Below are 21,018 nucleotides of genomic sequence, written 5' to 3'. Positions count from 1 at the left end.
TAATCAGCAGTCCAATAGATCGCGGGCAAAAGCCTGCAGTTTACGGGTGAGCGGGCCGACCGGCCAGGTATGTGCCTGCAAAGCATGCACAGGCCATACGCCATAGACACTGTTACACAGCAGGACTTCATCCGCCGCCAACAGCTCGGCATAACGGATATCCCGCACTTGGCACTCAACACCTTGGGCCGCTGCGTAAGCCAGTAATTCCGCGCGCATGACGCCAGCAACTCCGCAACGCGACAGGTCGGCAGTCACCAACACACCTGCGCGGGCAAGCATAAGGTTGCTGTAAACCCCTTCAATAACGCGACCACTGGTATCCAGCATCAATCCCTCAGCATGCTCTGCGTCGCGCCATTCACTGCGCGCCAGCACTTGTTCAAGGCGATTGAGATGTTTCAAGCCGGCCAACAAAGGCTGCTCGGCTAAACGCGTAGCGCAGGCAAACAGGCGCACGCCCTGCTCGGCATAGGCCGATGGATACACCGGTTTAGCGCCCGCCTGCAAAATCAGGCGTGGCTGAGCAGGCTGTGGCGGTGCATAGCCGCGCTGACCATCACCCCGGGTGAGTATCAGCTTGGCAACACCCTCGCCAAGCTGCTGACTGAATGCCTGCACCTGCGCACAGACAAACGGCAGATCAATGGGGATTTTCAAGCGCGTGCAGCCTTCGGCCAAGCGCGTCATATGACGATTCAGGAGCGTGGGCTGCCCAGCTCTTACGGCGATGGTTTCAAACAACCCATCGCCGTATGCCAGGCCACGATCCTTAACGGACAGCAGCTCGGCCGGCTGGCCATCAACCCAACTCAACATCAACCAGCAAACCGGCGGAACACCAGCGAGCCATTGGTGCCACCAAAGCCAAAGGAGTTGGACAGCACAACATCCAACGCCATGGCCTTGGCCTGGTGCGCGACGAAGTCCAGATCACACCCTTCGTCCGGGTTATCCAGATTGATGGTCGGCGGAGCGACCTGATCGCGCAGCGCGAGGATGCTGAAAATCGCCTCCACCGCACCGGCAGCGCCGAGCAGGTGACCGGTCATGGATTTAGTCGAGCTGACCGCAAGCTTATAAGCATGATCGCCAAATACCGACTTCACCGCCGCCACTTCGGCTTTATCGCCTGCAGAAGTCGAGGTGCCGTGGGCATTGATGTACTGCACCTGATCAACATTCACGCCAGCATCACGCAATGCATTGGTCATGCAGCGCGCCGCGCCTGCGCCGTCTTCTGGTGGCGAAGTCATGTGATAGGCATCACCACTCATACCAAAGCCAATCAGTTCGGCATGGATAGTCGCACCGCGCGCCTTGGCGTGCTCCAATTCTTCGAGCACCAACGCACCGGCACCATCGGACAACACGAAACCATCACGGTCTTTGTCCCAAGGACGACTGGCCTTGGTCGGTTCATCGTTACGGGTCGACAATGCACGCGCAGCACCAAAGCCGCCCATACCTAGACCACAAGCCGCCATCTCAGCACCGCCAGCAACCATCACATCGGCTTCGCCATAGACGATATTGCGCGCGGCCATACCAATACAGTGAGTACCTGTCGTGCACGCTGTTGTAATGGCGTAGTTCGGCCCCTGCAAGCCAAGGTGGATCGACAAAAAGCCTGAGATCATATTAATGATCGAGCCAGGCACGAAAAACGGCGAAATACGCCGCGGCCCCTGCTCATGCAGCGATTTGCAGTTGTTCTCGATATTAGTCAGCCCGCCAATGCCGGAGCCCATGGCCACACCGATACGCTCACGGTTGGCGTCGGTGACTTCTAAACCCGAGTTGCGCATTGCCTGAAAGCTGGCAGCGAGACCGTACTGGATAAACAAATCGAGTTTGCGCGCCTCTTTGGCGGACAAATATTCCTCGACATTAAAGTTCTTTACCGCCCCACCAAAGCGTGTGGAGTAAGCGGAAAGGTCCATATGTTCAAGCGGAGCGATGCCACTGCGCCCGGCCAAAATGCCCTGCCAGCTACTCAGCACATCGTTACCCAATGGCGACAGCATGCCCATACCGGTAACCACGACGCGTCTACGTGACACAGCAATCTCCTTTTCTAATTTTCAACGCTTGGAATGCGCTTAAAGAAAAGCCGCACACCTGATTAGGGAGTGCGGCTTTTCCGAGTCGGGAACCGACGATTACGTTTACGCGTGAGCGGTAACGTAGTCGATCGCTTCCTGAACAGTGGTGATCTTCTCGGCTTGTTCGTCCGGGATCTCGGTCTCGAATTCTTCTTCGAGAGCCATCACCAGCTCAACGGTGTCAAGAGAGTCGGCACCCAGGTCTTCAACGAAGGAAGCGCTGTTGGTTACTTCCTCTTCTTTAACACCCAGTTGCTCGGCAACGATTTTCTTGACGCGTTCTTCGATGGTGCTCATACGTTGTTCTCACTCCTAATGGGACAAATCTTGGCCACTGTATCTGCGGCCAAGTGTATAGAAAGGGTTTTTAGCATTTCAAGCTGAATGCCGGGGTGCCCCACAAACACTTCAACGGCCTGCCTATAAACCTGTCGCAGCTTTATAACGGATTTTAGACAGCACCTATGACAGTTTTCTGAAGCCATCCGTCACATTCAGCTCATGTACATCCCGCCGTTCACAGGGATAGTAGCGCCTGTAACGTACGCTGCGCCATCAGAAGCGAGGAAAGCGACCACTTTTGCGATCTCTTCAGCTTGCCCCAAACGGCCCAGCGGAATCTGGGTCAGCAGCGCATCACGCTGCGCTTCCGGCAATTCGCGGGTCATATCGGTGTCGATAAAGCCTGGTGCCACGGCGTTCACAGTGATCGCCCTCGACCCCACTTCACGCGCCAATGCGCGACCAAAACCTTCAAGACCGGCCTTGGCAGCGGCATAGTTGACCTGCCCGGCGTTGCCCATGGCACCCACCACCGAACCGATGTTGATGATACGTCCGTAACGCGCTTTGGTCATACCCCGCAGCACGGCCTTGGCCATCCGATAGAGGCTGCTCAAGTTGGTGTTGATGACATCGAACCATTCGTCGTCTTTCATCCGCAGCATCAGATTATCGCGGGTGATACCGGCGTTATTGACCAGAATCAACGGCTGACCATGGTGCTGCTGAATATGTTCGAGGGTACTGGCAACTGACTCACTATCACTGACATCCAGCACCAGACCAGCACCTTCAATACCATTGGCTTTCAAGGTTTCCGCGATACGCTCAGCACCCGAAGCAGACGTGGCAGTGCCGATAACCACCGCACCTTGACGCCCTAACTCCAGGGCAACCGCCTGACCAATGCCACGGCTCGCGCCAGTGACTAATGCAACCTTACCTTGCAGGCTCATAACGTTTCTCCTTAATCAGACCAGGGCCGCGATCGCAGCAGCGAAGGCGTCCGGGGTATCCAGGTTGTGGGTATTGATGCCTTTTACGCAGCGCTTGTTCAAGCCAGACAACACCTTGCCAGGACCACATTCAACCAAATCAGTTACGCCTTGCGCAGACAGGCATACAATCGACTCAACCCAACGCACCGGGCTATAGAGCTGAGCCAGCAAGTCACGCTTAAGCCCCTCCAAGTCAACCACTGCAGCAGCGCTAACGTTCTGCACCAGGGCAATCTGCGGAGCCTGCCAATCAATAGCGGCAACCGCCTCGGCAAAACGCTCAGCCGCCGGACGCATCAGCGCACAGTGCGACGGCACACTCACCGGCAGCGGCAGCGCACGCTTAGCACCACGCGCTTTACAGGCGTCTATGGCGCGCTCAACCGCGGCCGCACCACCTGCGATTACCACTTGCCCAGGCGCATTGAAGTTAACCGCACTGACCACTTCACCCTGCGCAGCTTCGGCGCAAGCAGCCAGCACGTCAGCATCTTCCAGGCCGAGAATGGCTGCCATACCGCCCTGCCCGGCCGGCACTGCTTGCTGCATCAATTGACCACGATGCTCCACCAACTTGACGGCAGCAGCCAGCGACACACTGCCTGCAGCAACCAACGCCGAGTACTCACCCAGGCTATGGCCCGCAACAAACGCTGGTCGCGCCGCACTCTCAGCAAGCCAGGCACGCCACAACGCAACCGATGCGGTAAGAATCGCTGGTTGGGTTTTGTCGGTTTGATTGAGCTGTTCTTCAGGACCTTGCTGAGTCAGCGCCCAGAGGTCATAACCAAGCGCCTCAGAAGCCTCGGCAAAAGTATCAATAATCAGCGGCCGCTGGGCGCCATGCTCGGCGAGCATCGCCAGCGACTGAGAGCCCTGGCCTGGGAAGACGAATGCGAGAGATGCAGACATGGAGACCTGTTCCTAATGATCGTGATCGTCGGAAATACGCGCCGGACCTAACCAAGCGCAACAAACTGACAGTTGGATGACAAACAGCCCACCCCGGTCACACTCTAAAGCAGCTGTTCGCCCAAGCGATCGTTTAAGCGTTGCGGTAAATTTTCCTCAATCTCCCGCAAAGCTCGGCGAATGGCGTATTTAAAGCCCTCAGGACCGGCAGCACCATGACTTTTCACCACAATACCCTGCAAGCCAACAAAACTAGCGCCATTGTGTTGCGCCGGTGCCAGCTCACCCCGCAAACGCCGCAGCAATGGCAGCGCCAGCACCCCGACCATCCGCGCAATGAGATTTGACTTAAACAATGTGTCAATACGGCCAGCGATCATCACCGCCAGGCCTTCACTGGACTTGAGCAGGATATTGCCGACAAAACCATCGCACACCACTACATCGGCTTCACCTCGGTAAACCCCATCACCCTCAACAAAACCGGTGTAGTTCAAGCCTTCCGCCTGCCGCAACAGACCCGCCGCCTGCTTGACCTGCTGATTGCCCTTAATGTCTTCAGTGCCAATATTCAGCAGCGCCACACGCGGACGCAGCACACCCAACACCTCAGCCGTTACCGAGCCCATAACAGCAAACTGCAACAACTGCTCTGCACTGCAATCAACATTTGCCCCCAGGTCGAGCAAATGGCAAAACCCAGCCTGCGTCGGAACAGCAGTAACCATCGCCGGGCGATCTACACCAGGAAGCGTCTTCAGCACATGCCGCGACAACGCCATCAGCGCCCCGGTATTGCCAGCACTGACGCAGGCATGGGCCGCCCCATCGCGCAATAACTCAAGACTGACGCGCATAGAGGAGCCTGGCTTACCACGTAGCGCTTGGGCTGGCTGATCATCCATAGCGACGACTTCTTCGGCATGCTCAACAAGCAGGCGCGTGCGATCAACACCGGAATGGCGCGCAATAAGTGACTCAATAAGGGAGGATTGGCCGACTAGGACCAGGTGCAACGAGGGGTTTTCAGACAGGCAGGCAATACAAGCTGGAACAATGCAGTGGGGACCGAAGTCCCCACCCATTGCATCAATCGCGATGATCGGAGCGGACAAGGTTTACTCGTCAGCGCCCTTATCGATCACTTTGCGACCACGGTAAACGCCTTCTGGCGAAACGTGGTGACGCAGATGAATTTCACCGGTGGTTTTCTCGACAGACAGGGTGCTGGCGTCGAGAGCATCGTGCGAACGACGCATATCACGGGCGGAACGGGATTTTTTGTTCTGCTGAACAGCCATAATTAATTAACTCCTAAACGTTTGGGTCACGCTTTAACTGCGCCAATACACTGAACGGGTTGGACCGCGTTACCTCGTCCTCGCTCGACTCGGGCTCTTCGAGACCGGCCGGCTGCTGGCAATCTTTAGGGTCATGAGCCGGGACAATGGGCAAGGCAAGCAGAAGCTCCTCCTCAACCAACGCCAGCAGATCCAATGGGTCTTCACCCAACTCAATCACGTCATAGCCTTGCGGCACTGACTGGGTATTCGCGCCCTCTTTCACCACAGCGTAATCACACTCGCTATGGATCGGCAAAGTGACCAGCTCCAGACAACGCTGGCAAACCATCTTGACTTCAACCTCGAGCTCGCTGTGAAAAACTACAGCATTGCGCTCGTCGCGTTCGAAGAAGAACTTCGTACGCACCATGCCTTGGTTATCGGCAAGCGGGCCGCAGAGACGCTGCAAATCTGCAAGTTGCAGCTCACCTTCGAGGGTGGCGCTGCGATCGGCTAATTTGCGCGGATCAACGTGAGGTGGAATCGGGCCATTTGACATAGGCGGCGCATTCTAGGGATGCAGCCCGCCGCTGTCAAAACAAATTCAGCCTGTCCAGCATTTGCGGTGACGGCTAGAATCGCTCACCACACGCAAACCCTATAAAAAGGAAGTCGCCTTGCTGCCTCTGGTGCTCGCCTCCAGCTCACCCTACCGACGCGAACTACTCGCCCGATTGCGCCTGCCATTTACCTGGAGCGCACCGCAAATCAACGAATCGCAACAACCCGATGAAGACGCAGAAGCCCTAGTACGCAGACTATCACTGGAAAAAGCCCAGGCCCTGAGCACAAGTCACCCACAACACCTGATCATCGGCTCGGACCAAGTCGCAACGCTCGGCACACAAATCCTCGGCAAACCGCACACGCTGGAGCGCGCCTGCGAGCAACTAATGGCCTGCAGCGGCAACAGCGTCACGTTTCTGACCGGCCTAACCCTCTTCAACAGCGCTACAAGCCAACAGCAAACCGACTGCATTGCGTTTACCGTACACTTTCGACCACTTAGCGAAGCACAGATCATGCGCTACCTAGCAGCCGAACAACCCTTTGACTGCGCCGGCAGCTTCAAAGCCGAAGGACTGGGCATCAGCCTGTTTCGCAGCACCGAAGGGAGCGACAGCAACAGCCTGATCGGCCTCCCCTTAATCCGCCTGGTGGACATGCTGCAAGCCAGCGGCATCGACATCCCATAACGCAAAAGCCCGGCCATTGGCCGGGCTGAATGCAGCATACGCACTCTTAACGCAACGCAGGCCCCTGAAAGCCCATCCACAGGGCAATGCGCTCAGCCATGCTGGCACCTATGGTTTTGGCGAAGCGATCAAACGGCGACTCCTGCACGGTAAAGTCGACAATCTCTTTCTCGCCAATGACCTCACGCGCCACATAACTGGTATTACCCAACGCATCGATCAAACCCAGCTGCAGAGCCTGCTCACCCGACCAAATCAGACCGGAAAACAACTCGGGATGCTCGGCAACCTTCAAACGATCACCACGCCCCTGCTTAACACTGGCAATAAACTGCCGATGCGTAGTATCCAGCACACCCTGCCAAAACTCGGTTTCTTCGGCTTTTTGCGGCTGGAACGGATCAAGAAACGCCTTATGCTCACCCGATGTATAAACCCGGCGATCAACCCCCACCTTATCCATTACACCAACAAAGCCGAAGGTGGCCGCTGTCACGCCGATAGAACCCACCAAGCTGGCCTTATCGGCATAAATCTCATCGGCGGCACTGGCAATGTAATAAGCACCCGAAGCCCCAAGATCGGTGATCACCGCATACAATTTGATAGTCGGATACTCAGCACGCAGGCGACGGATTTCATCATAGATATAACCCGACTGCACCGGACTACCACCCGGGCTATTGATGCGCAAGATCACGCCCTTGGTATTGGTATCTTCAAAGGCCGCTCGCAGACTACTGACAATATTGTCGGCGCTGGCCGACTCCTTGTCCGCAATCATGCCATTCACCTCAATCACCGCAGTGTGACTCCCGGTGGTCGCAGCCTTCTTTGTCATCAACATGGGCGAGAACAGCGCCAGCGCCGCAAAGATATAGATGAAGGTCAGCAACTTAAAGAAAATCCCCCAGCGCCTCGACCTGCGCTGCTCCTGCACACCAGCCAACAGGGTTTTCTCCAACAACTTCCAGCTTTTCTCATCACCATCAGTCGCTGTCGACGCCTTCCATTCATCTGCCATGCAAAACCACCTCAACTGACTGAATTAGATACGCGCCGAGCCAAGCCAGGCGCGCAACTCGGTAAAACACTCGATTGCCAGCGTCGGCCGACACTCGCGCAACACTTGCAACGGCTGGGCACCATAGCCAACCGCCACACAATCCATCCCCGCTCGTTGCGCCATCAATAGATCGAAGGACGAATCCCCCACCATCAGCGCTTTATTTGCCGCAACGCCACTTTGCTCAAGAATTTCATGCAGCATCAGCGGATCAGGCTTACTCGCCGTTTCGTCAGCGCAGCGGCTGTAGTCGAAATAATCCAGCCAGCCGCGATCAGCCAACACTCGCTGCAAACCATGCCGCCCCTTACCCGTAGCTACAGCCAAGCGATAACCCTGCGCACGAAACGCTTGCAAACCCTCAGCCACACCGTGAAACAGAGCCGAAGGCTCGGACTCTAGCTCCAGGTAGTTTTCGCTGTAGCTATGCCGCAAGCGCTGCGCACGAACCGCATCATGCATATCCGGATAAAGGCAACGAATCGCCTCAGGCAAGCCCAAGCCAATAATGCCGCGCACCTGCTCATCCGTGCAGCGCGGTAACTCGCATGCATCAGCCGCCAGATGCATAGCCGCGACAATCCGACCAATGGAATCGACCAGAGTGCCATCCCAATCAAAGATCAGCAGCTGGTAGCCACGCACCTGAGAATCAAGCACCTAAACGCCCCAAGGTCCGCGCCCACATTTCATCAACAGGCGCTTCCAGCTTAAGCTGGCCGCCTTCAGGCAGCGGTACAATCAACTCATAGGCATGCAAGAACAACCGCTTGCCGCCAAGACCGCGAATTTCCTTGGTGAAATCGTCGTCACCGTACTTGCTGTCGCCAGCAATGCAGTGCCCGGCATGCTGCGCATGCACGCGAATCTGATGCGTGCGCCCAGTAATCGGCCTCGCCTCGACCAACGTGGCAAATTCGCCAAAACGCCGCAAGACACGGAACATGGTCAACGCTTCCTTACCCTCAGGATTGACCTCAACCATGCGCTCACCAGAGCGCAGATTGCTCTTCAACAGTGGCGCATTGACCTGTTTCTTCGCCGTCGCCCAACTGCCACGCACCAGCGCCATATAGCGCTTGTCCACGCCATCACCGCGCAACGCCTCATGCAGGTGACGCAACATGCTGCGCTTCTTGGCAATCATCAACAGGCCCGAGGTATCGCGATCCAGGCGATGTACCAACTCCAGATCCTTGGCATCAGGACGCAACTGACGAAAGGCTTCGATAACCCCATAATTCAGGCCACTGCCGCCATGCACGGCAATACCTGCTGGCTTATTCAGTACGATCAGCGCCTTGTCTTCATAAACAATCGCTGCCTCCAGACGCTGCAGAAGTCCCTGGGCAAGCGGCTCAGGCTCATCACGCTCAGCCAGGCGCAGCGGCGGCACACGAATGATGTCGCCGGCCTGTAGCTTGTACTCAGGCTTGATCCGCCCCTTATTCACACGCACTTCGCCTTTACGCAAAATCCGGTAAATCAAGGTCTTGGGCACACCCTTGAGCTGAGTGCGAAGAAAGTTATCAATGCGCTGGCCGGCAAGTTCCGGCGCAACCTCGAGCAGCTGAACGCCGGAGGTTGGAGGGGAAGGATTTGTCATCGCGCAATCATAACAATTTTTTATGGAATTGAAGCACTTAATCATTGCTGCTATAGTCGGGAACGCCGCCAAAAGCGGTCTGGCTTGTGGGTGATCGCCAAAACTGCCACCCCAGCCAACGCAATTCATTTGGGACGTAAGGCCGTCCGACGGGTTATTAAACGAAAGAAAAGCCTGCAAGGCTGTGAATAACTCGGAAATAAAGCCTTTAAATCCATGATGCGCGATCTGTCCCGTTGGACGATTGCGGTAATAGTTAACCCGCTGCGGATTTTCGCGAGCGGCACCCGAGTTTCAGCGATACGTGTAGGGTGGAGATGTACAATTGTTGGCCCGCGTAGCAGCTCGCTTTACCAAGACGCTTTATCTCGTCCGCTACCAACAGTTGATTCCTCCTCCTGACTTAGTGCTTTCTGTTATCACAGCGAGCAGGAAACGTCCGTCGCGGCCCAGCACAATTGGCTGACCGCCGCTAGACACTGGAACGCTTTACGACCGTTCCTGACGCACCTGACACCGACCCTGAAGTCGTGTGTGCCGAACGCCGCTTCCGCCAGCACCGGAAACCGACGGTATTACATGAAAAGAATGCTGATTAACGCAACTCAACCCGAAGAGCTGCGTGTCGCCCTAGTAGATGGGCAAAAACTCTACGACCTGGACATCGAGTCCGGCGCCCGCGAGCAGAAAAAATCTAACATCTACAAGGGTAAAATCACCCGTGTAGAACCTAGCCTCGAAGCCGCTTTCGTCGACTTCGGCTCTGAGCGCCACGGTTTTCTCCCGCTCAAAGAAATCTCCCGCGAATACTTCAGCAAGGCCCCAGAAGGCCGCGTCAACATTAAAGACGTGCTCAAGGAAGGCCAGGAAGTTATCGTTCAGGTTGAGAAAGAAGAGCGCGGCAACAAGGGCGCAGCCCTGACTACCTTTATCAGCCTCGCCGGCCGCTACCTGGTACTGATGCCAAACAACCCGCGTGCCGGTGGCATCTCGCGCCGCATCGAAGGCGAAGAGCGTAACGAACTGCGTGAAGCGCTGAACGGCCTGGTCGCACCAAGCGACATGGGCCTGATCGTGCGCACCGCAGGCCTCGGCCGCTCCAGCGAAGAAATGCAGTGGGACCTCGACTACCTGCTGCAACTCTGGACGGCAATCAAAGAAGCCTCCCTGGACCGCGCTGCGCCCTTCCTGATCTATCAGGAAAGCAACGTGATCATCCGCGCCATCCGCGACTACCTGCGCCAGGACATCGGCGAAGTACTGGTCGACAGCGTCGAAGCGCAACAGGAAGCCCTGAGCTTCATCAATCAGGTGATGCCGCAGTACGCCAGCAAGATCAAGCTGTACGAAGACAGCGTACCGCTGTTCAATCGCTTCCAGATCGAAAGCCAGATCGAAACCGCCTTCCAGCGCGAAGTGAAACTGCCATCCGGCGGGTCCATCGTTATCGACCCGACCGAAGCTCTGGTGTCCATCGACATCAACTCGGCGCGCGCCACCAAAGGCAGCGACATCGAAGAAACCGCTCTGCAGACCAACCTGGAAGCAGCTGAAGAAATCGCCCGCCAGCTACGCCTGCGTGACATCGGCGGCCTGATCGTCATCGACTTTATCGACATGACCCCGGCGAAGAACCAACGCGCCGTAGAAGAGAAAGTTCGCGAAAGCCTCGAAGCTGACCGCGCTCGTGTGCAAGTCGGCCGCATCTCGCGCTTCGGCCTGCTGGAAATGTCGCGTCAGCGCCTGCGCCCATCCCTTGGCGAAAGCAGCGGTATCGTCTGCCCGCGCTGCAACGGCCAAGGCATCATCCGCGACGTTGAATCGTTGTCGCTGGCGATTCTGCGCCTGATCGAAGAAGAAGCCCTGAAAGACCGCACTGCCGAAGTGCGTGCACAGGTGCCTATTACAGTTGCCGCCTTCCTGCTCAATGAGAAGCGCAACTCGATCACCAAAACCGAACTGCGTACTCGCGCACGTATCGTGATCGTGCCGAACGACCACCTGGAAACGCCGCACTTCGAAGTAACGCGTATCCGTGACGACAGCCCGGAAGCTCAATCCACTCAGTCCAGCTATGAAATGGCGACCATTGAAGTGGAAGAAGAGAAGCAGGCCGCTGCTACTCGCACCCTGGTTCGTCAGGAAGCCGCGATCAAGACAGCACCGCAACGCACCGCCCCAACACCCGTTGAAGCGGTTGCCGCGCAGCCTGTTACTGCTGCCGCCGAACCGAGCCTGTTCAAGGGCTTGGTGAAATCATTGGTTAGCCTGTTCGCCGGCAAGGAAGAAGAAAAACCTGCTGTTGTCGAGACCAAAAACAGTGAACGACCACAGCGCAGCGATGAGCGTCGTAACGGCCGCCAGCAAAACCGCAACCGCGGCGGACGCAACAACGAAGAACGCAAACCACGCGAAGGCCGCGCGCCACGCGAAGAGCGTGCTCCACGCGAAGAACGCCAACCACGCGCCGCCCGTGAAGAACGTGCGCCACGCGAGGAGCGAGCACCGCGTGAAGAACGCAGCACACGTGATGCTGTAGAAGTTCGCGAGCCGCAAGAAGTCCGCCAGTCGCGCCCACCGCGTGAAGAGCGCCAACCGCGTGACCGCAAGCCACGTGAAGAGCGCCAAACACGCGAATTGCGTGAGCCACTCGATGCAGCTCCAGGCGATAGCGCAACCGTAAGCGAAGAAGTACGCGCCGAACGCCCGCAACGTGAACCGCGTCAGCCGCGCCAACCACGTGAAGAGCGCCAGCCGCGCGCCGAGCAAGCAGCTGCCGCAGCCGCAGCCGACGAGGAAGTACTGAACGCTGAAGAAACGCAGCAGGACGATGAGCAAGAAGGCAACGAAGGTGGTGACCGTCCGCGTCGTCGCTCCCGCGGCCAGCGTCGTCGCAGCAACCGTCGCGAGCGCCAAAGTGATGCTAACGGCAACCCAATCGAAGGCAGCGAAGAAAGCGAAGAAACTACAGAAGCCACAACCGACGCCGAGAATGTAGTAGTCGCCGCCGCAGTCAGCACCGCCGTTGCTAGCACTGCCGACGAAGCAGTCCAAGCGACCACGGAAGCGCAACAGGTTGTTGCCGAGCCAGAGCAACCACGTGAAGTGGCGGCAGTAGAAGCGCCGCAGGCCGTGGTTGAAGCTACTCCTGTAGAAGCTGCCAGCAGCCCGGCAGTCGAAGCCGAGACCCGCGAAACACCTGTCCAAGCTGCCGAAGTAAGCGAAGCTGCACCAGCACCTGCTGCTGTAGAAGCACCGGCAGCGGTCGAGCCGGTTGTGGAAGCACCTGCTGTAGTAGCCGCTCCCGAGCCGGTTGCCGAAGTAGTGGTAGCCGAAGCAGCACCAGTAGTCGTCAGCAGCAACGGTCGCGCACCTAACGATCCGCGCGAAGTGCGCCGTCGTCAGCGTGAAGCCGAGCGCTTAGCCCGCGAAGCTGCCGAAGCCCCTGCTGCCGTGGTACAGACTGAAGCCACCGCACCTGCAGCTGTAGAAGCGCCGGCAGAAGTAGTGACAGAGGCTGTAGCTGAAACTGCAGCCGATGCTCCAGCCAGTGTCGAAACAGCAGAGCCTAAAGCCGAAGCAGAAGCAGAGGCAGAGGCAGAGGCCGAAGTAAAAACTGCAGTCGAAGTAAACCAGGAGCCACAAAGCTCGCTGTTTACTGAAGACAAAGTAGAAGAGCAGGATAAAGAAGCGGCCAAACCGCAGATCTAATCCGCTTCACGCAATAAAAAGGGGATGCTTCGGCATCCCCTTTGCGTTTCAGTACAGTAACAAGCGACTAACAGGCCGTTGAAAAACGTTGGCGAGGCAGCCAGCGCAAGGCAAAAACAGGTGAAAAAGCGGAGTTTACGAGTTGTAAATGAGCATTTTGAACCTGTTTTTAACGCCGCGATGGCAACGCAGGTAGTTTTTCAACAGCCTGCTAAACGCTTACCCGGACACAGCCTTACAGCACGTTTGGCTCAATCTCCAAGTCAACCGCAAAGCGTTGCGCGATATCTGCCTGGATACGCTGCGCCAGTGCTAACAACTGTGCACCACTCGCTGAGCCGTAATTAACCAGCACCAGCGCCTGCAGGCGATGCACGCCAGCGTCACCCTCACGAAAACCCTTCCAGCCCGCCCGCTCAATCAACCAGCCTGCGGCCAGTTTGACTTGCCCATCAGCCTGCTCATAAGCCACCAGATCGGCATGCTCGGCACGCAAGCGCTGGGCCAACTCGGCCGAGACCAACGGGTTCTTGAAGAAGCTACCAGCATTGCCCAGCTCAGCCGGGTCCGGCAGTTTTTCGCTGCGAATGGCGCAGACAGCCTGGCTGACATCCAGCGCCGTCGGGGCACTGATGCCCTGCTCCGCCAGACGCTGGCGCACCGGACCGTAATCCAAGTGCAGCGCTGCACTGCGACTCAAGGCAAAGCGCACGCGCAAGATGACCCAACGCCCGCTTTCGCGCTTGAACAGGCTATCGCGGTAAGCAAAAGCGCAATCCTGCAGAGAAAACTCGCGCAGCTCGCCGCTACGTCGATCCAATGCCGTTAAGCCGGCAAATAGATCCTTCAGCTCAACCCCGTAGGCGCCGATATTCTGCACTGGCGCCGCACCGACTGTACCGGGAATCAGACTGAGGTTTTCCAGACCGGCAAAGCCCTGGGCCAACGTCCACTGCACAAACGGATGCCAGGGCTCGCCCGCCTCCGCCTCAATCACGACACGCTCGCCATCATCGCTGAGTAGGCGAATACCGCGACTGGCCATGCGCAGCACCAACGCCTCGACATCCGTGGTGAGCAACATATTGCTACCACCACCGAGCAGCAGCACCTGCAACTGCTGCGCCTGCGCATAGGCCAATGCCTGAAAAACCTGTTGGTCGTTCTCCGCTTCGGCAAAATGGCGGGCCTGGGCCTCCACGGCAAAGCTGTTATACGGCCTGAGCGATACGTCTGTGCGCACGGACAAGTTCATATGCGCCCCTTGAGCTCAAGCACCAAGGCATCACACGCCTGCTCAATCAAATCCAGCACCTGAGCGAAACCGGCTTCGCCGCCGTAATAAGGGTCAGGCACGTCATCCAGCGCCAAATGATAACGACGCAGGAACAGATCCAATTCTGCCGAGGCATCATCTGGACGCAGTTGCTGCAAGTCATGCAGGTTGCTGCTATCCATCGCCAGCACCAGGTCAAACGCATGAAAATCCTCTGCTTTGACCTGTCGCCCACGCAACGCGGATAAATCATAGCCACGTTGCTGCGCCGCCTGACGGGTGCGCACATCGGCAGCCTTACCGACATGCCAATCGCCAGTGCCGGCCGAATCGACCTCAATGCGCTCTGCCAACCCAGCCACACTTAACTTGTGGCGCAACACGCCTTCTGCAGTGGGCGAGCGGCAGATATTACCCAGACAGACAAACAGAACGCGCATCAGGCCCCCAGCAGGCGACGAACCCGCTCCAGGTCTTCTGGGGTGTCTACGCCAGCAGCAGGCGCTTCCAGAGCATCAGCGACGTGGATCCGCACGCCATGCCAGAGCGCACGTAATTGCTCCAGGCACTCGGTATCTTCCAGCCAGCACGGGCCCCAGCTAACGAAGTCATGCAGGAACTGCGCACGGTAGGCGTAGATGCCGATGTGACGGCGGTATGGCACGCCTGCCGGCAGCTCGTCGCGACTCTTGGCGAAGGCCTCACGCGCCCAGGCCAGCGGTGCACGACTGAACGTCAGCGCCAGACCGGTCTTGTCGCTAACGACCTTAACCACATTGGGATTGAACAGCGCCTGCACATCCTCAATCGGCTCCGCCAAGGTGGCGATTGCTGCTTGCGCATTCGCTGCCAGGTTGGCGGCCACCTGATCGATGATGGCCGGCGGAATCAGTGGCTCATCGCCTTGCACATTGACCACAATGGCATCCGCCGCCAAGCCTAGGGCCGCAGCCACTTCGGCAAGGCGGTCGGTGCCGGAGTTATGGTCGGCGCGCGTCAGCACCACCTGCGCACCAAAACCACGACACACCTCGACAATCCGCGCGTCATCAGTGGCCACAACCACCTGCTGCGCGCTGCTCTTACACGCCTGCTCCCAGACATGCTGAATCATCGGTTTGCCGGCAATATCCTGCAGCGGCTTGCCCGGCAGGCGGCTGGACGCGAAACGCGCCGGAATCACCACGGTAAAGGCTGTGCTCATTTACTTATCCAAACGCTCGTCGACGTTGAGGGTGCGGGCTTCGGTTTCCAGCATCACCGGAATGCCATCGCGTACCGGAAAGGCCATCGCGTCGGCCTTGCAGATCAGCTCGCTCTTGTCAGCCGCGAGTTTTAGCGGCCCCTTGCACAGCGGGCAGGCAAGAATGTCGAGTAGTTTCGGGTCCATGGGAGATCCTTGATAGAGAACGGCTGCAGAACGAGACGAGCTCGCCGAATGATCAGAACAGTCAGGCGCGCGGCACAAGACGCTGCAATTGCTGATCAAACCACGCGACAAATGCAGCCGAAGGCTGGGCATCCACCGCCAGGTACCACCAATCGTCAGCCGCAAAGGCACGGCACTTGACCGCATCCTTCTCCGTCATCAGCACCGGTAGCGCCGGGCTGAAATTCAGCAGCTCGGCACTGTATGGCGCATGGTCGGCAAAGGCATGCGTGACAGGCCGCCAGTGTAGCTCTTCGAGGGTGTTGAAGAAACGCTGCGGGTTGCCAATACCGGCAACCGCATGCAGCGCCTGCCCCGCCGGAAAATGACTGACAGCACAACGCTCAGCGCTACGCAGGTTGACCAAGGCACTTGGTTTTAAGGTAAAGCCGTAACCGCCTTGCGGGTCGCTGGATGCGCCGTTGTAAAGCAGCGCATCGACACTCTGCAGGCGTTCGACAGGCTCACGCAACGGACCAGCGGGCAGGCAATGGCGATTACCCAAGCCGCGCGCTGCGTCGATCAAGACCAACTCCAGATCACGGGCCAGGCGATAGTGCTGCAGGCCATCATCGCTGAGGATCAGGTCTAGCGACTCCGCTGCCAGTAAGGCGGCTACTGCGCGACTACGATCAGGGTCGATCATCAATGGCACGCCACTGCGTTGCACAATCAGCAGCGGTTCATCACCGGCAACGCTGGCGGCCTGATCGGCTTGCACCCGCCAGGGCAGCTGCGGCGGCTGCGCGCCATAGCCGCGACTGACCACACCGACGCGCAGCCCTTGGCGGCGGCAATGCTCGATCAACCAGAGAATCATCGGGGTTTTGCCGGTGCCACCGACCGTGATGTTGCCGACCACCACCACTGGCACCGGGGCACGATAGATAGCGCCCTCACCCGCGAGAAACCGCGCGCGCTTACGCTGCACCACCGCACGATAAAGCCACTCCAACGGACGCAGCAGGCCAAGCGCGGGATGCCCGGCGTACCAGGCAGCGGTGATGCGATCGGCAAGACTCATCGACGGGCCTGCATCAAGGCGCAGACTGCGCCTCAATAGTGGTCATGCGCAGATGGGCAAAACCCAATTTGCCAGCCGCATCCATCGCGGTAATCACTGCCTGATGCTGGGTCTTGGCATCGGCACTGATAATCAGCGGCAGACTGTTATCGCCTTCAGACTCTTTCTGCAGCGCCGCCATCAGGCTCGGCAAGTCGCTTTTCAGCAACTGCTTGCCATTCAGCGAATAAGTGCCATCAGCCGCAATCAGGATTTCCAACTGCTTCAGCTCTGTCTGCTCGGGCGGCGTGCCCGTGACGGCCTCGGGGAGATCCACTTTGAGTTGGGTCTCACGGGTGAAGGTTGTGGTGACCACGAAGAACAGCAGCAGGATAAATACCACGTCGATCAACGAGGCCAGGTTGATCTCAACGTTCTCCCGCGGTTTACGCCGGAATTTCACGCCTTGTCCTCACCCAGATCAACGTCGCGGTCGCCCTGCACCATCTCCACCAGGCGAATGGCTTCCTGCTCCATACCGACCACCAGTTCGTCGATGCGGCGCTGCAGATAACGGTGAAAGAACAATGCCGGAATCGCCACCATCAACCCCGCCGCCGTGGTAATCAGCGCAGTAGAAATACCACCGGCCAGCAACGTCGCATTGGCCATGCCCGAGCCCATAAAGGAGCTGAAAATTTTAATCATGCCCAGCACCGTGCCGAGCAAACCAAGCAACGGCGCAATGCCGGCTATCGTGCCCAAGGCATTGAGATAGCGCTCCATGTCATGGATAACCCGCGCCGCCGCTTCCTGAATGCACTCCTTCATGATCTCGCGACCATGCTTGGAGTTGGCCAGGCCAGCCGCCAGGATTTGCCCCAACGGCGAGTTGGCACGCAGCTCCTTGAGCTTTTGGTTGTTCAGCTTCTTCTCTTTGATCCATTTCCACACCTGCCCAAGCAGGTTAGGTGGGGTAATACGGCTCGCCCGCAACGTCCACAGGCGCTCGGCAACAATGCCGGCAGCAGCGATAGAACACAGCATGATTGGCAGCATCATCCAGCCGCCAGCTTTGACCAATTCCCACACGGTGGCAGATCCCCTTCACAAAAGTGGCGCCACTCTAGCATAGGGTCGCGGCGTCGCCGAACGCCGCCGTTCTCATTTTTCCCGCCAAAAGCGTGCTTGGTCGCGCAAACCCTGAGCCGGCTCAAACGCCCCCAGGCGAATTCGCACCGCACCATGCTCAACAGTGTCGTACAGCTGCGCATTCACCGCTCGATAGCGGGCAATAACCTCAGCATGCGGATGCCCGAAAGCATTGTTTGCCCCCCGGGAAATCAGCGCTCCAGCCGGCCTGACGCTTGCCAGCAAAGCGCTCGACGATGAGCTGCGGCTGCCGTGGTGCGGAGCCAACAGCCAACGCGCTGACATATCTAAGCCGCTGTTAAGTAATGCCTGCTCGACACGTTGATCGATGTCGCCCGTCAACCACAGTCGCTCACCATTGGCTTCGACCTGCAACACGCAAGACGCCTGATTGCCATCCGCTGCGCCGGGCCAGCGCCAGGTACTGAAACGCACGTCATCCCACAGCCATTGCTGCTGGGTACAGGCCTGCGCCTGGAGCACAGGCGCGACCTTATCGGGCTCGCCACTGAGCACACGCCTGACCGGGAGACCACGCTGAATCGCGGCGGCACCGCCGGCATGGTCGTTATCCGCATGGCTGAGCAATAACAGATCAAGCCCACGTACATCCAACGCACGCAGAGAAGGCAACACCACCCGCTCGCCCGTATCAAACTCACCAAAGCGCGGCCCAGCGTCATACAGCAACTCATGCCCATTAGTACGCACCAGCACCGACAAGCCCTGACCGACATCGAACATCCACACCTCGGCCTTGCCTTGCTCAGGCCGCTGTTGCGGGCTGAACAGCAGCGGCAACAGTAACAACACACCCAGGCTGCGCATGGGCAAAGCCGCCGGCAATAGCAGCACCAGTGAACCTAATGCGACCAACAGCCAGGCCCACCATGGCAGGTCATTGGGCAACCAGGCTGGCAGCCATAGAGCCAGCCGCGCCAGTAGTTCAAACAGCACATCCAGCAGCCATCCAGCCACCCATAACAACGCAGCTCCCACACCAGGCAAGGGCAGCAATAGCGTGCCGAGCAATGCCAGCGGTACCACCAGCAAACCGACGACTGGCACTGCTAGCAGATTGGCTAAAGGCCCACTAACGCTGACCGGCAAACCGAGTGTCAGCAACAGCGGCAGTAAACCGATAGCCATCGCCCACTGCGCACGCAACAAGCTGCGCCACCAGGGCCAAACACCCAGACGCCCGCTGAAGATCAGCACTAACAGGATCACCGCACCGAACGACAGCCAGAAGCCAGGTTGCAAGCTGGCCAGCGGTTCAAACAGCAACACCGCCAGTAGCGCCAACAGCAAGGGCAGCCACACGCCCAGATGACGAAAGCGCCAACGCCACAGGAGCACCAGCCCGACCATCAAGCAGGCACGCTGTACCGGCACCTGAAAACCAGCTAACAGTCCGTACGCCAATGCCCCGCTGAAGGCCAAGCCGCAGGCACAGGGCAGCCAAGGCCAGCTGCGCGGCCAAAATCCCAGGCGCGCCAACCCCGCTACCAGGCCATACAGCAGTGCAGCAAGAAGACCAATATGCTGACCAGAGATCACCATCAGATGCACCGTACCGGTACTCTGTAGCACCTGCCAATCGGCTGTTGACAACCCTGAATCATCGCCCAGCACCAACGCTGCCAGAGCCCCCTCACGACCATTCGCGGGGGTCGCCATCAGGTGCTGACGCAACTGGTCGCGCCACGCACCAGAACCACGGGCCAGCGATAAGCGTTCGCCGCTTTTCACCGTACCCGTGGCCCCAATACGTTGTGCCAACAGCCAGGCTTCATAATCAAACGCTTGCGGATTAACCAAGCCATGAGGACGTTTGAGCCGCACCGCCAAACGCCAGGTTTCTCCTGCCTGCAGCTGCGGGCCGCCATACCAGGCCAAACGCAGGCGCGTGGGGAGTTTTTCACGACGCGACGTGACCTGTTCCAGCTGAAAACGCACCACACCAGCCGTCACTTCGGGCAGACCGACAACTTGCCCTTGCAGCCACAATGTACGGCCATCTAGGTGTTGCGCCAGACGATCATCCAGCGCCGATTGCGCCGACATGCAGGCCCAAGTGAAACCGAATAGAAACAAAGCAATGGGATAAGTACGGAACGGCAGAAGCATCAGCCCAACAATTGGCAGCAAAACGAGCAGCCAGGAAGGGGGTAAGAACGCTAGAAAGCGCAACACCAACAGCCCCACCACCAGCGCCAGAAACCCTATACGCATAGACTCGCTCCATGAGTCAGTGTCTACGATCAACCGCCTCGAACTTCACTTGTTTATTTCCTGACACAACCGACCGGGGCGGCGATCAAACAAAGGGTGCATAATATTTGCGCGTTTACTGCCAGAGAAGATTCATGCCGCGTCGTCTATTCAAGCGCTATATGCCCCACCCCGACAGCATTAAGGCTAATAAATCCCTGCGCTTTCTCGGCAGTGTGATTCACGACCCCAACCTCTGGCACCTCAACCGCCACTCAGTGGCGCGCGCCATGGCCATCGGCTTGTTCTGGGCGATGATCCCCATCCCCATGCAGATGGTCGCAGCAGCAGCCGTAGCCATACCCGCTCGCGGCAACCTGCCAATTTCTATTGGCCTGGTCTGGCTAACCAACCCAATCACCATGCCGCCCGTGTTCTATTGCAGCTATAAATTCGGTGCCTGGCTAACCAACACCCCCACGCTGCAGATGCCTGATCACATCACCCTCAGCTGGGTAGGCCATGTCTTGCAAACCCATTGGCAACCCTTGTATCTGGGCTCGCTAGTGCTCGGTTTGATCTTTGCCCTGATTGGTTATTTCGGCACCAATGCTTACTGGCGCTGGTGGGTGCAGCACAACTGGCGCAAGCGCCAGGAAAAACGCAACCAACCAAGCTGAAACAAAAAAGCCGTTACTGAGTAACGGCTTTTTTGTTTCAGTCAG

22 protein-coding genes are annotated in these 21,018 nt (G+C 58.0%); 3 read left to right on the top strand and 19 right to left on the bottom strand.

The window, feature by feature from the left end; translation table 11 throughout:
• Positions 1-3: 3 nt before the first annotated feature.
• The 8 genes from pabC to VCA57_RS11885 all read right to left on the bottom strand — a co-directional run bounded on the left by pabC (position 4) and on the right by VCA57_RS11885 (position 6,139).
• The gene (gene pabC / locus VCA57_RS11920; RefSeq protein ID WP_411185237.1) at positions 4-819 is read right to left on the bottom strand and encodes an aminodeoxychorismate lyase; all 816 of its coding nucleotides are present in this window, start codon (positions 817-819) and stop codon (positions 4-6) included.
• Positions 819-2,063: a beta-ketoacyl-ACP synthase II gene (gene fabF / locus VCA57_RS11915; RefSeq protein ID WP_411185236.1), complete on the bottom strand. Its 1,245-nt coding sequence runs from the start codon at positions 2,061-2,063 to the stop codon at positions 819-821. The genes pabC and fabF overlap by 1 nt, the downstream gene beginning before the upstream one ends.
• A gap of 105 nt (positions 2,064-2,168) precedes the next feature.
• Positions 2,169-2,402, bottom strand: a complete 234-nt coding sequence (gene acpP / locus VCA57_RS11910; RefSeq protein WP_058066290.1) for an acyl carrier protein — start codon at positions 2,400-2,402, stop codon at positions 2,169-2,171.
• 197 nt (positions 2,403-2,599) lie between these two features.
• Positions 2,600-3,343 (bottom strand): 3-oxoacyl-ACP reductase FabG, encoded by a 744-nt coding sequence (fabG, locus tag VCA57_RS11905; RefSeq protein ID WP_411185234.1) that lies wholly within the window; start codon positions 3,341-3,343, stop codon positions 2,600-2,602.
• A gap of 15 nt (positions 3,344-3,358) precedes the next feature.
• The gene (gene fabD, locus VCA57_RS11900) at positions 3,359-4,297 is read right to left on the bottom strand and encodes an ACP S-malonyltransferase (protein ID WP_411185233.1); all 939 of its coding nucleotides are present in this window, start codon (positions 4,295-4,297) and stop codon (positions 3,359-3,361) included.
• Between the two features lie 104 nt (positions 4,298-4,401).
• A complete protein-coding gene (gene plsX / locus VCA57_RS11895) occupies positions 4,402-5,412 on the bottom strand; it encodes a phosphate acyltransferase PlsX (protein ID WP_411185232.1) in 1,011 nt (336 codons plus the stop codon).
• A 3-nt stretch (positions 5,413-5,415) separates the two neighbouring features.
• Positions 5,416-5,598: a 50S ribosomal protein L32 gene (rpmF, locus tag VCA57_RS11890; RefSeq protein ID WP_411185231.1), complete on the bottom strand. Its 183-nt coding sequence runs from the start codon at positions 5,596-5,598 to the stop codon at positions 5,416-5,418.
• A 13-nt stretch (positions 5,599-5,611) separates the two neighbouring features.
• Positions 5,612-6,139, bottom strand: a complete 528-nt coding sequence (locus VCA57_RS11885; RefSeq protein WP_411185230.1) for a YceD family protein — start codon at positions 6,137-6,139, stop codon at positions 5,612-5,614.
• Positions 6,140-6,257: 118 nt separating this feature from the next.
• Between VCA57_RS11885 and VCA57_RS11880 the strand changes: the two genes are divergently transcribed.
• The gene (locus VCA57_RS11880) at positions 6,258-6,836 is read left to right on the top strand and encodes a Maf family protein (RefSeq protein WP_411185229.1); all 579 of its coding nucleotides are present in this window, start codon (positions 6,258-6,260) and stop codon (positions 6,834-6,836) included.
• 46 nt (positions 6,837-6,882) lie between these two features.
• On the opposite strand, the gene sppA is transcribed toward VCA57_RS11880, so the two are convergent.
• From sppA to rluC, 3 genes are read right to left on the bottom strand one after another with little or no spacing between them, the layout of a single operon-like run.
• Positions 6,883-7,860 carry a signal peptide peptidase SppA gene (gene sppA, locus VCA57_RS11875; protein ID WP_411185228.1) on the bottom strand — a complete coding sequence of 326 codons (978 nt, stop codon included), beginning with the start codon at positions 7,858-7,860 and terminating at the stop codon, positions 6,883-6,885.
• Between the two features lie 24 nt (positions 7,861-7,884).
• A complete protein-coding gene (locus VCA57_RS11870; protein WP_411185519.1) occupies positions 7,885-8,547 on the bottom strand; it encodes an HAD-IA family hydrolase in 663 nt (220 codons plus the stop codon).
• Positions 8,548-8,554: 7 nt separating this feature from the next.
• A complete protein-coding gene (rluC, locus tag VCA57_RS11865; protein WP_411185227.1) occupies positions 8,555-9,508 on the bottom strand; it encodes a 23S rRNA pseudouridine(955/2504/2580) synthase RluC in 954 nt (317 codons plus the stop codon).
• Positions 9,509-10,087: 579 nt separating this feature from the next.
• Here rluC and rne point away from each other — a divergent pair.
• Complete coding sequence (rne, locus tag VCA57_RS11860; RefSeq protein WP_411185226.1) at positions 10,088-13,219, top strand: ribonuclease E; 3,132 nt, start codon at positions 10,088-10,090, stop codon at positions 13,217-13,219.
• A gap of 235 nt (positions 13,220-13,454) precedes the next feature.
• On the opposite strand, the gene murB is transcribed toward rne, so the two are convergent.
• The 8 genes from murB to VCA57_RS11820 form a co-directional block, all read right to left on the bottom strand.
• Positions 13,455-14,474: a UDP-N-acetylmuramate dehydrogenase gene (gene murB, locus VCA57_RS11855; RefSeq protein ID WP_411185225.1), complete on the bottom strand. Its 1,020-nt coding sequence runs from the start codon at positions 14,472-14,474 to the stop codon at positions 13,455-13,457.
• Positions 14,471-14,935: a low molecular weight protein-tyrosine-phosphatase gene (locus VCA57_RS11850; protein ID WP_411185224.1), complete on the bottom strand. Its 465-nt coding sequence runs from the start codon at positions 14,933-14,935 to the stop codon at positions 14,471-14,473. The genes murB and VCA57_RS11850 overlap by 4 nt, the downstream gene beginning before the upstream one ends.
• Entirely contained in the window at positions 14,935-15,699 is a 765-nt protein-coding gene (gene kdsB, locus VCA57_RS11845) for a 3-deoxy-manno-octulosonate cytidylyltransferase (protein WP_411185223.1), read from the bottom strand. The genes VCA57_RS11850 and kdsB overlap by 1 nt, the downstream gene beginning before the upstream one ends.
• Positions 15,700-15,885, bottom strand: coding sequence for a Trm112 family protein (locus VCA57_RS11840; RefSeq protein WP_411185222.1), 186 nt, complete (start codon positions 15,883-15,885; stop codon positions 15,700-15,702).
• Between the two features lie 61 nt (positions 15,886-15,946).
• A complete protein-coding gene (gene lpxK / locus VCA57_RS11835; protein ID WP_411185221.1) occupies positions 15,947-16,948 on the bottom strand; it encodes a tetraacyldisaccharide 4'-kinase in 1,002 nt (333 codons plus the stop codon).
• Positions 16,949-16,961: 13 nt separating this feature from the next.
• Positions 16,962-17,390 carry an ExbD/TolR family protein gene (locus tag VCA57_RS11830; RefSeq protein WP_411185220.1) on the bottom strand — a complete coding sequence of 143 codons (429 nt, stop codon included), beginning with the start codon at positions 17,388-17,390 and terminating at the stop codon, positions 16,962-16,964.
• Complete coding sequence (locus VCA57_RS11825; RefSeq protein WP_411185219.1) at positions 17,387-18,019, bottom strand: MotA/TolQ/ExbB proton channel family protein; 633 nt, start codon at positions 18,017-18,019, stop codon at positions 17,387-17,389. Before VCA57_RS11825 ends, VCA57_RS11830 begins: the two co-directional genes overlap by 4 nt.
• A gap of 72 nt (positions 18,020-18,091) precedes the next feature.
• Positions 18,092-20,314 carry a DNA internalization-related competence protein ComEC/Rec2 gene (locus tag VCA57_RS11820; RefSeq protein WP_411185218.1) on the bottom strand — a complete coding sequence of 741 codons (2,223 nt, stop codon included), beginning with the start codon at positions 20,312-20,314 and terminating at the stop codon, positions 18,092-18,094.
• A gap of 134 nt (positions 20,315-20,448) precedes the next feature.
• On the opposite strand from VCA57_RS11820, the gene VCA57_RS11815 reads away from it, so the two are divergent.
• On the top strand, positions 20,449-20,973 hold the full coding sequence (locus VCA57_RS11815; RefSeq protein WP_411185217.1) for a DUF2062 domain-containing protein: 525 nt from the start codon (positions 20,449-20,451) through the stop codon (positions 20,971-20,973).
• Positions 20,974-21,018: the final 45 nt, after the last annotated feature.

The sequence above is a fragment of the Pseudomonas sp. genome, assembly GCF_046581935.1.
Taxonomy (GTDB): Bacteria; Pseudomonadota; Gammaproteobacteria; order Pseudomonadales; family Pseudomonadaceae; genus Aquipseudomonas.
The sequence above is the reverse complement of the archived record's forward strand: the minus strand, read 5'-3'. Positions and strand labels throughout refer to the sequence as shown.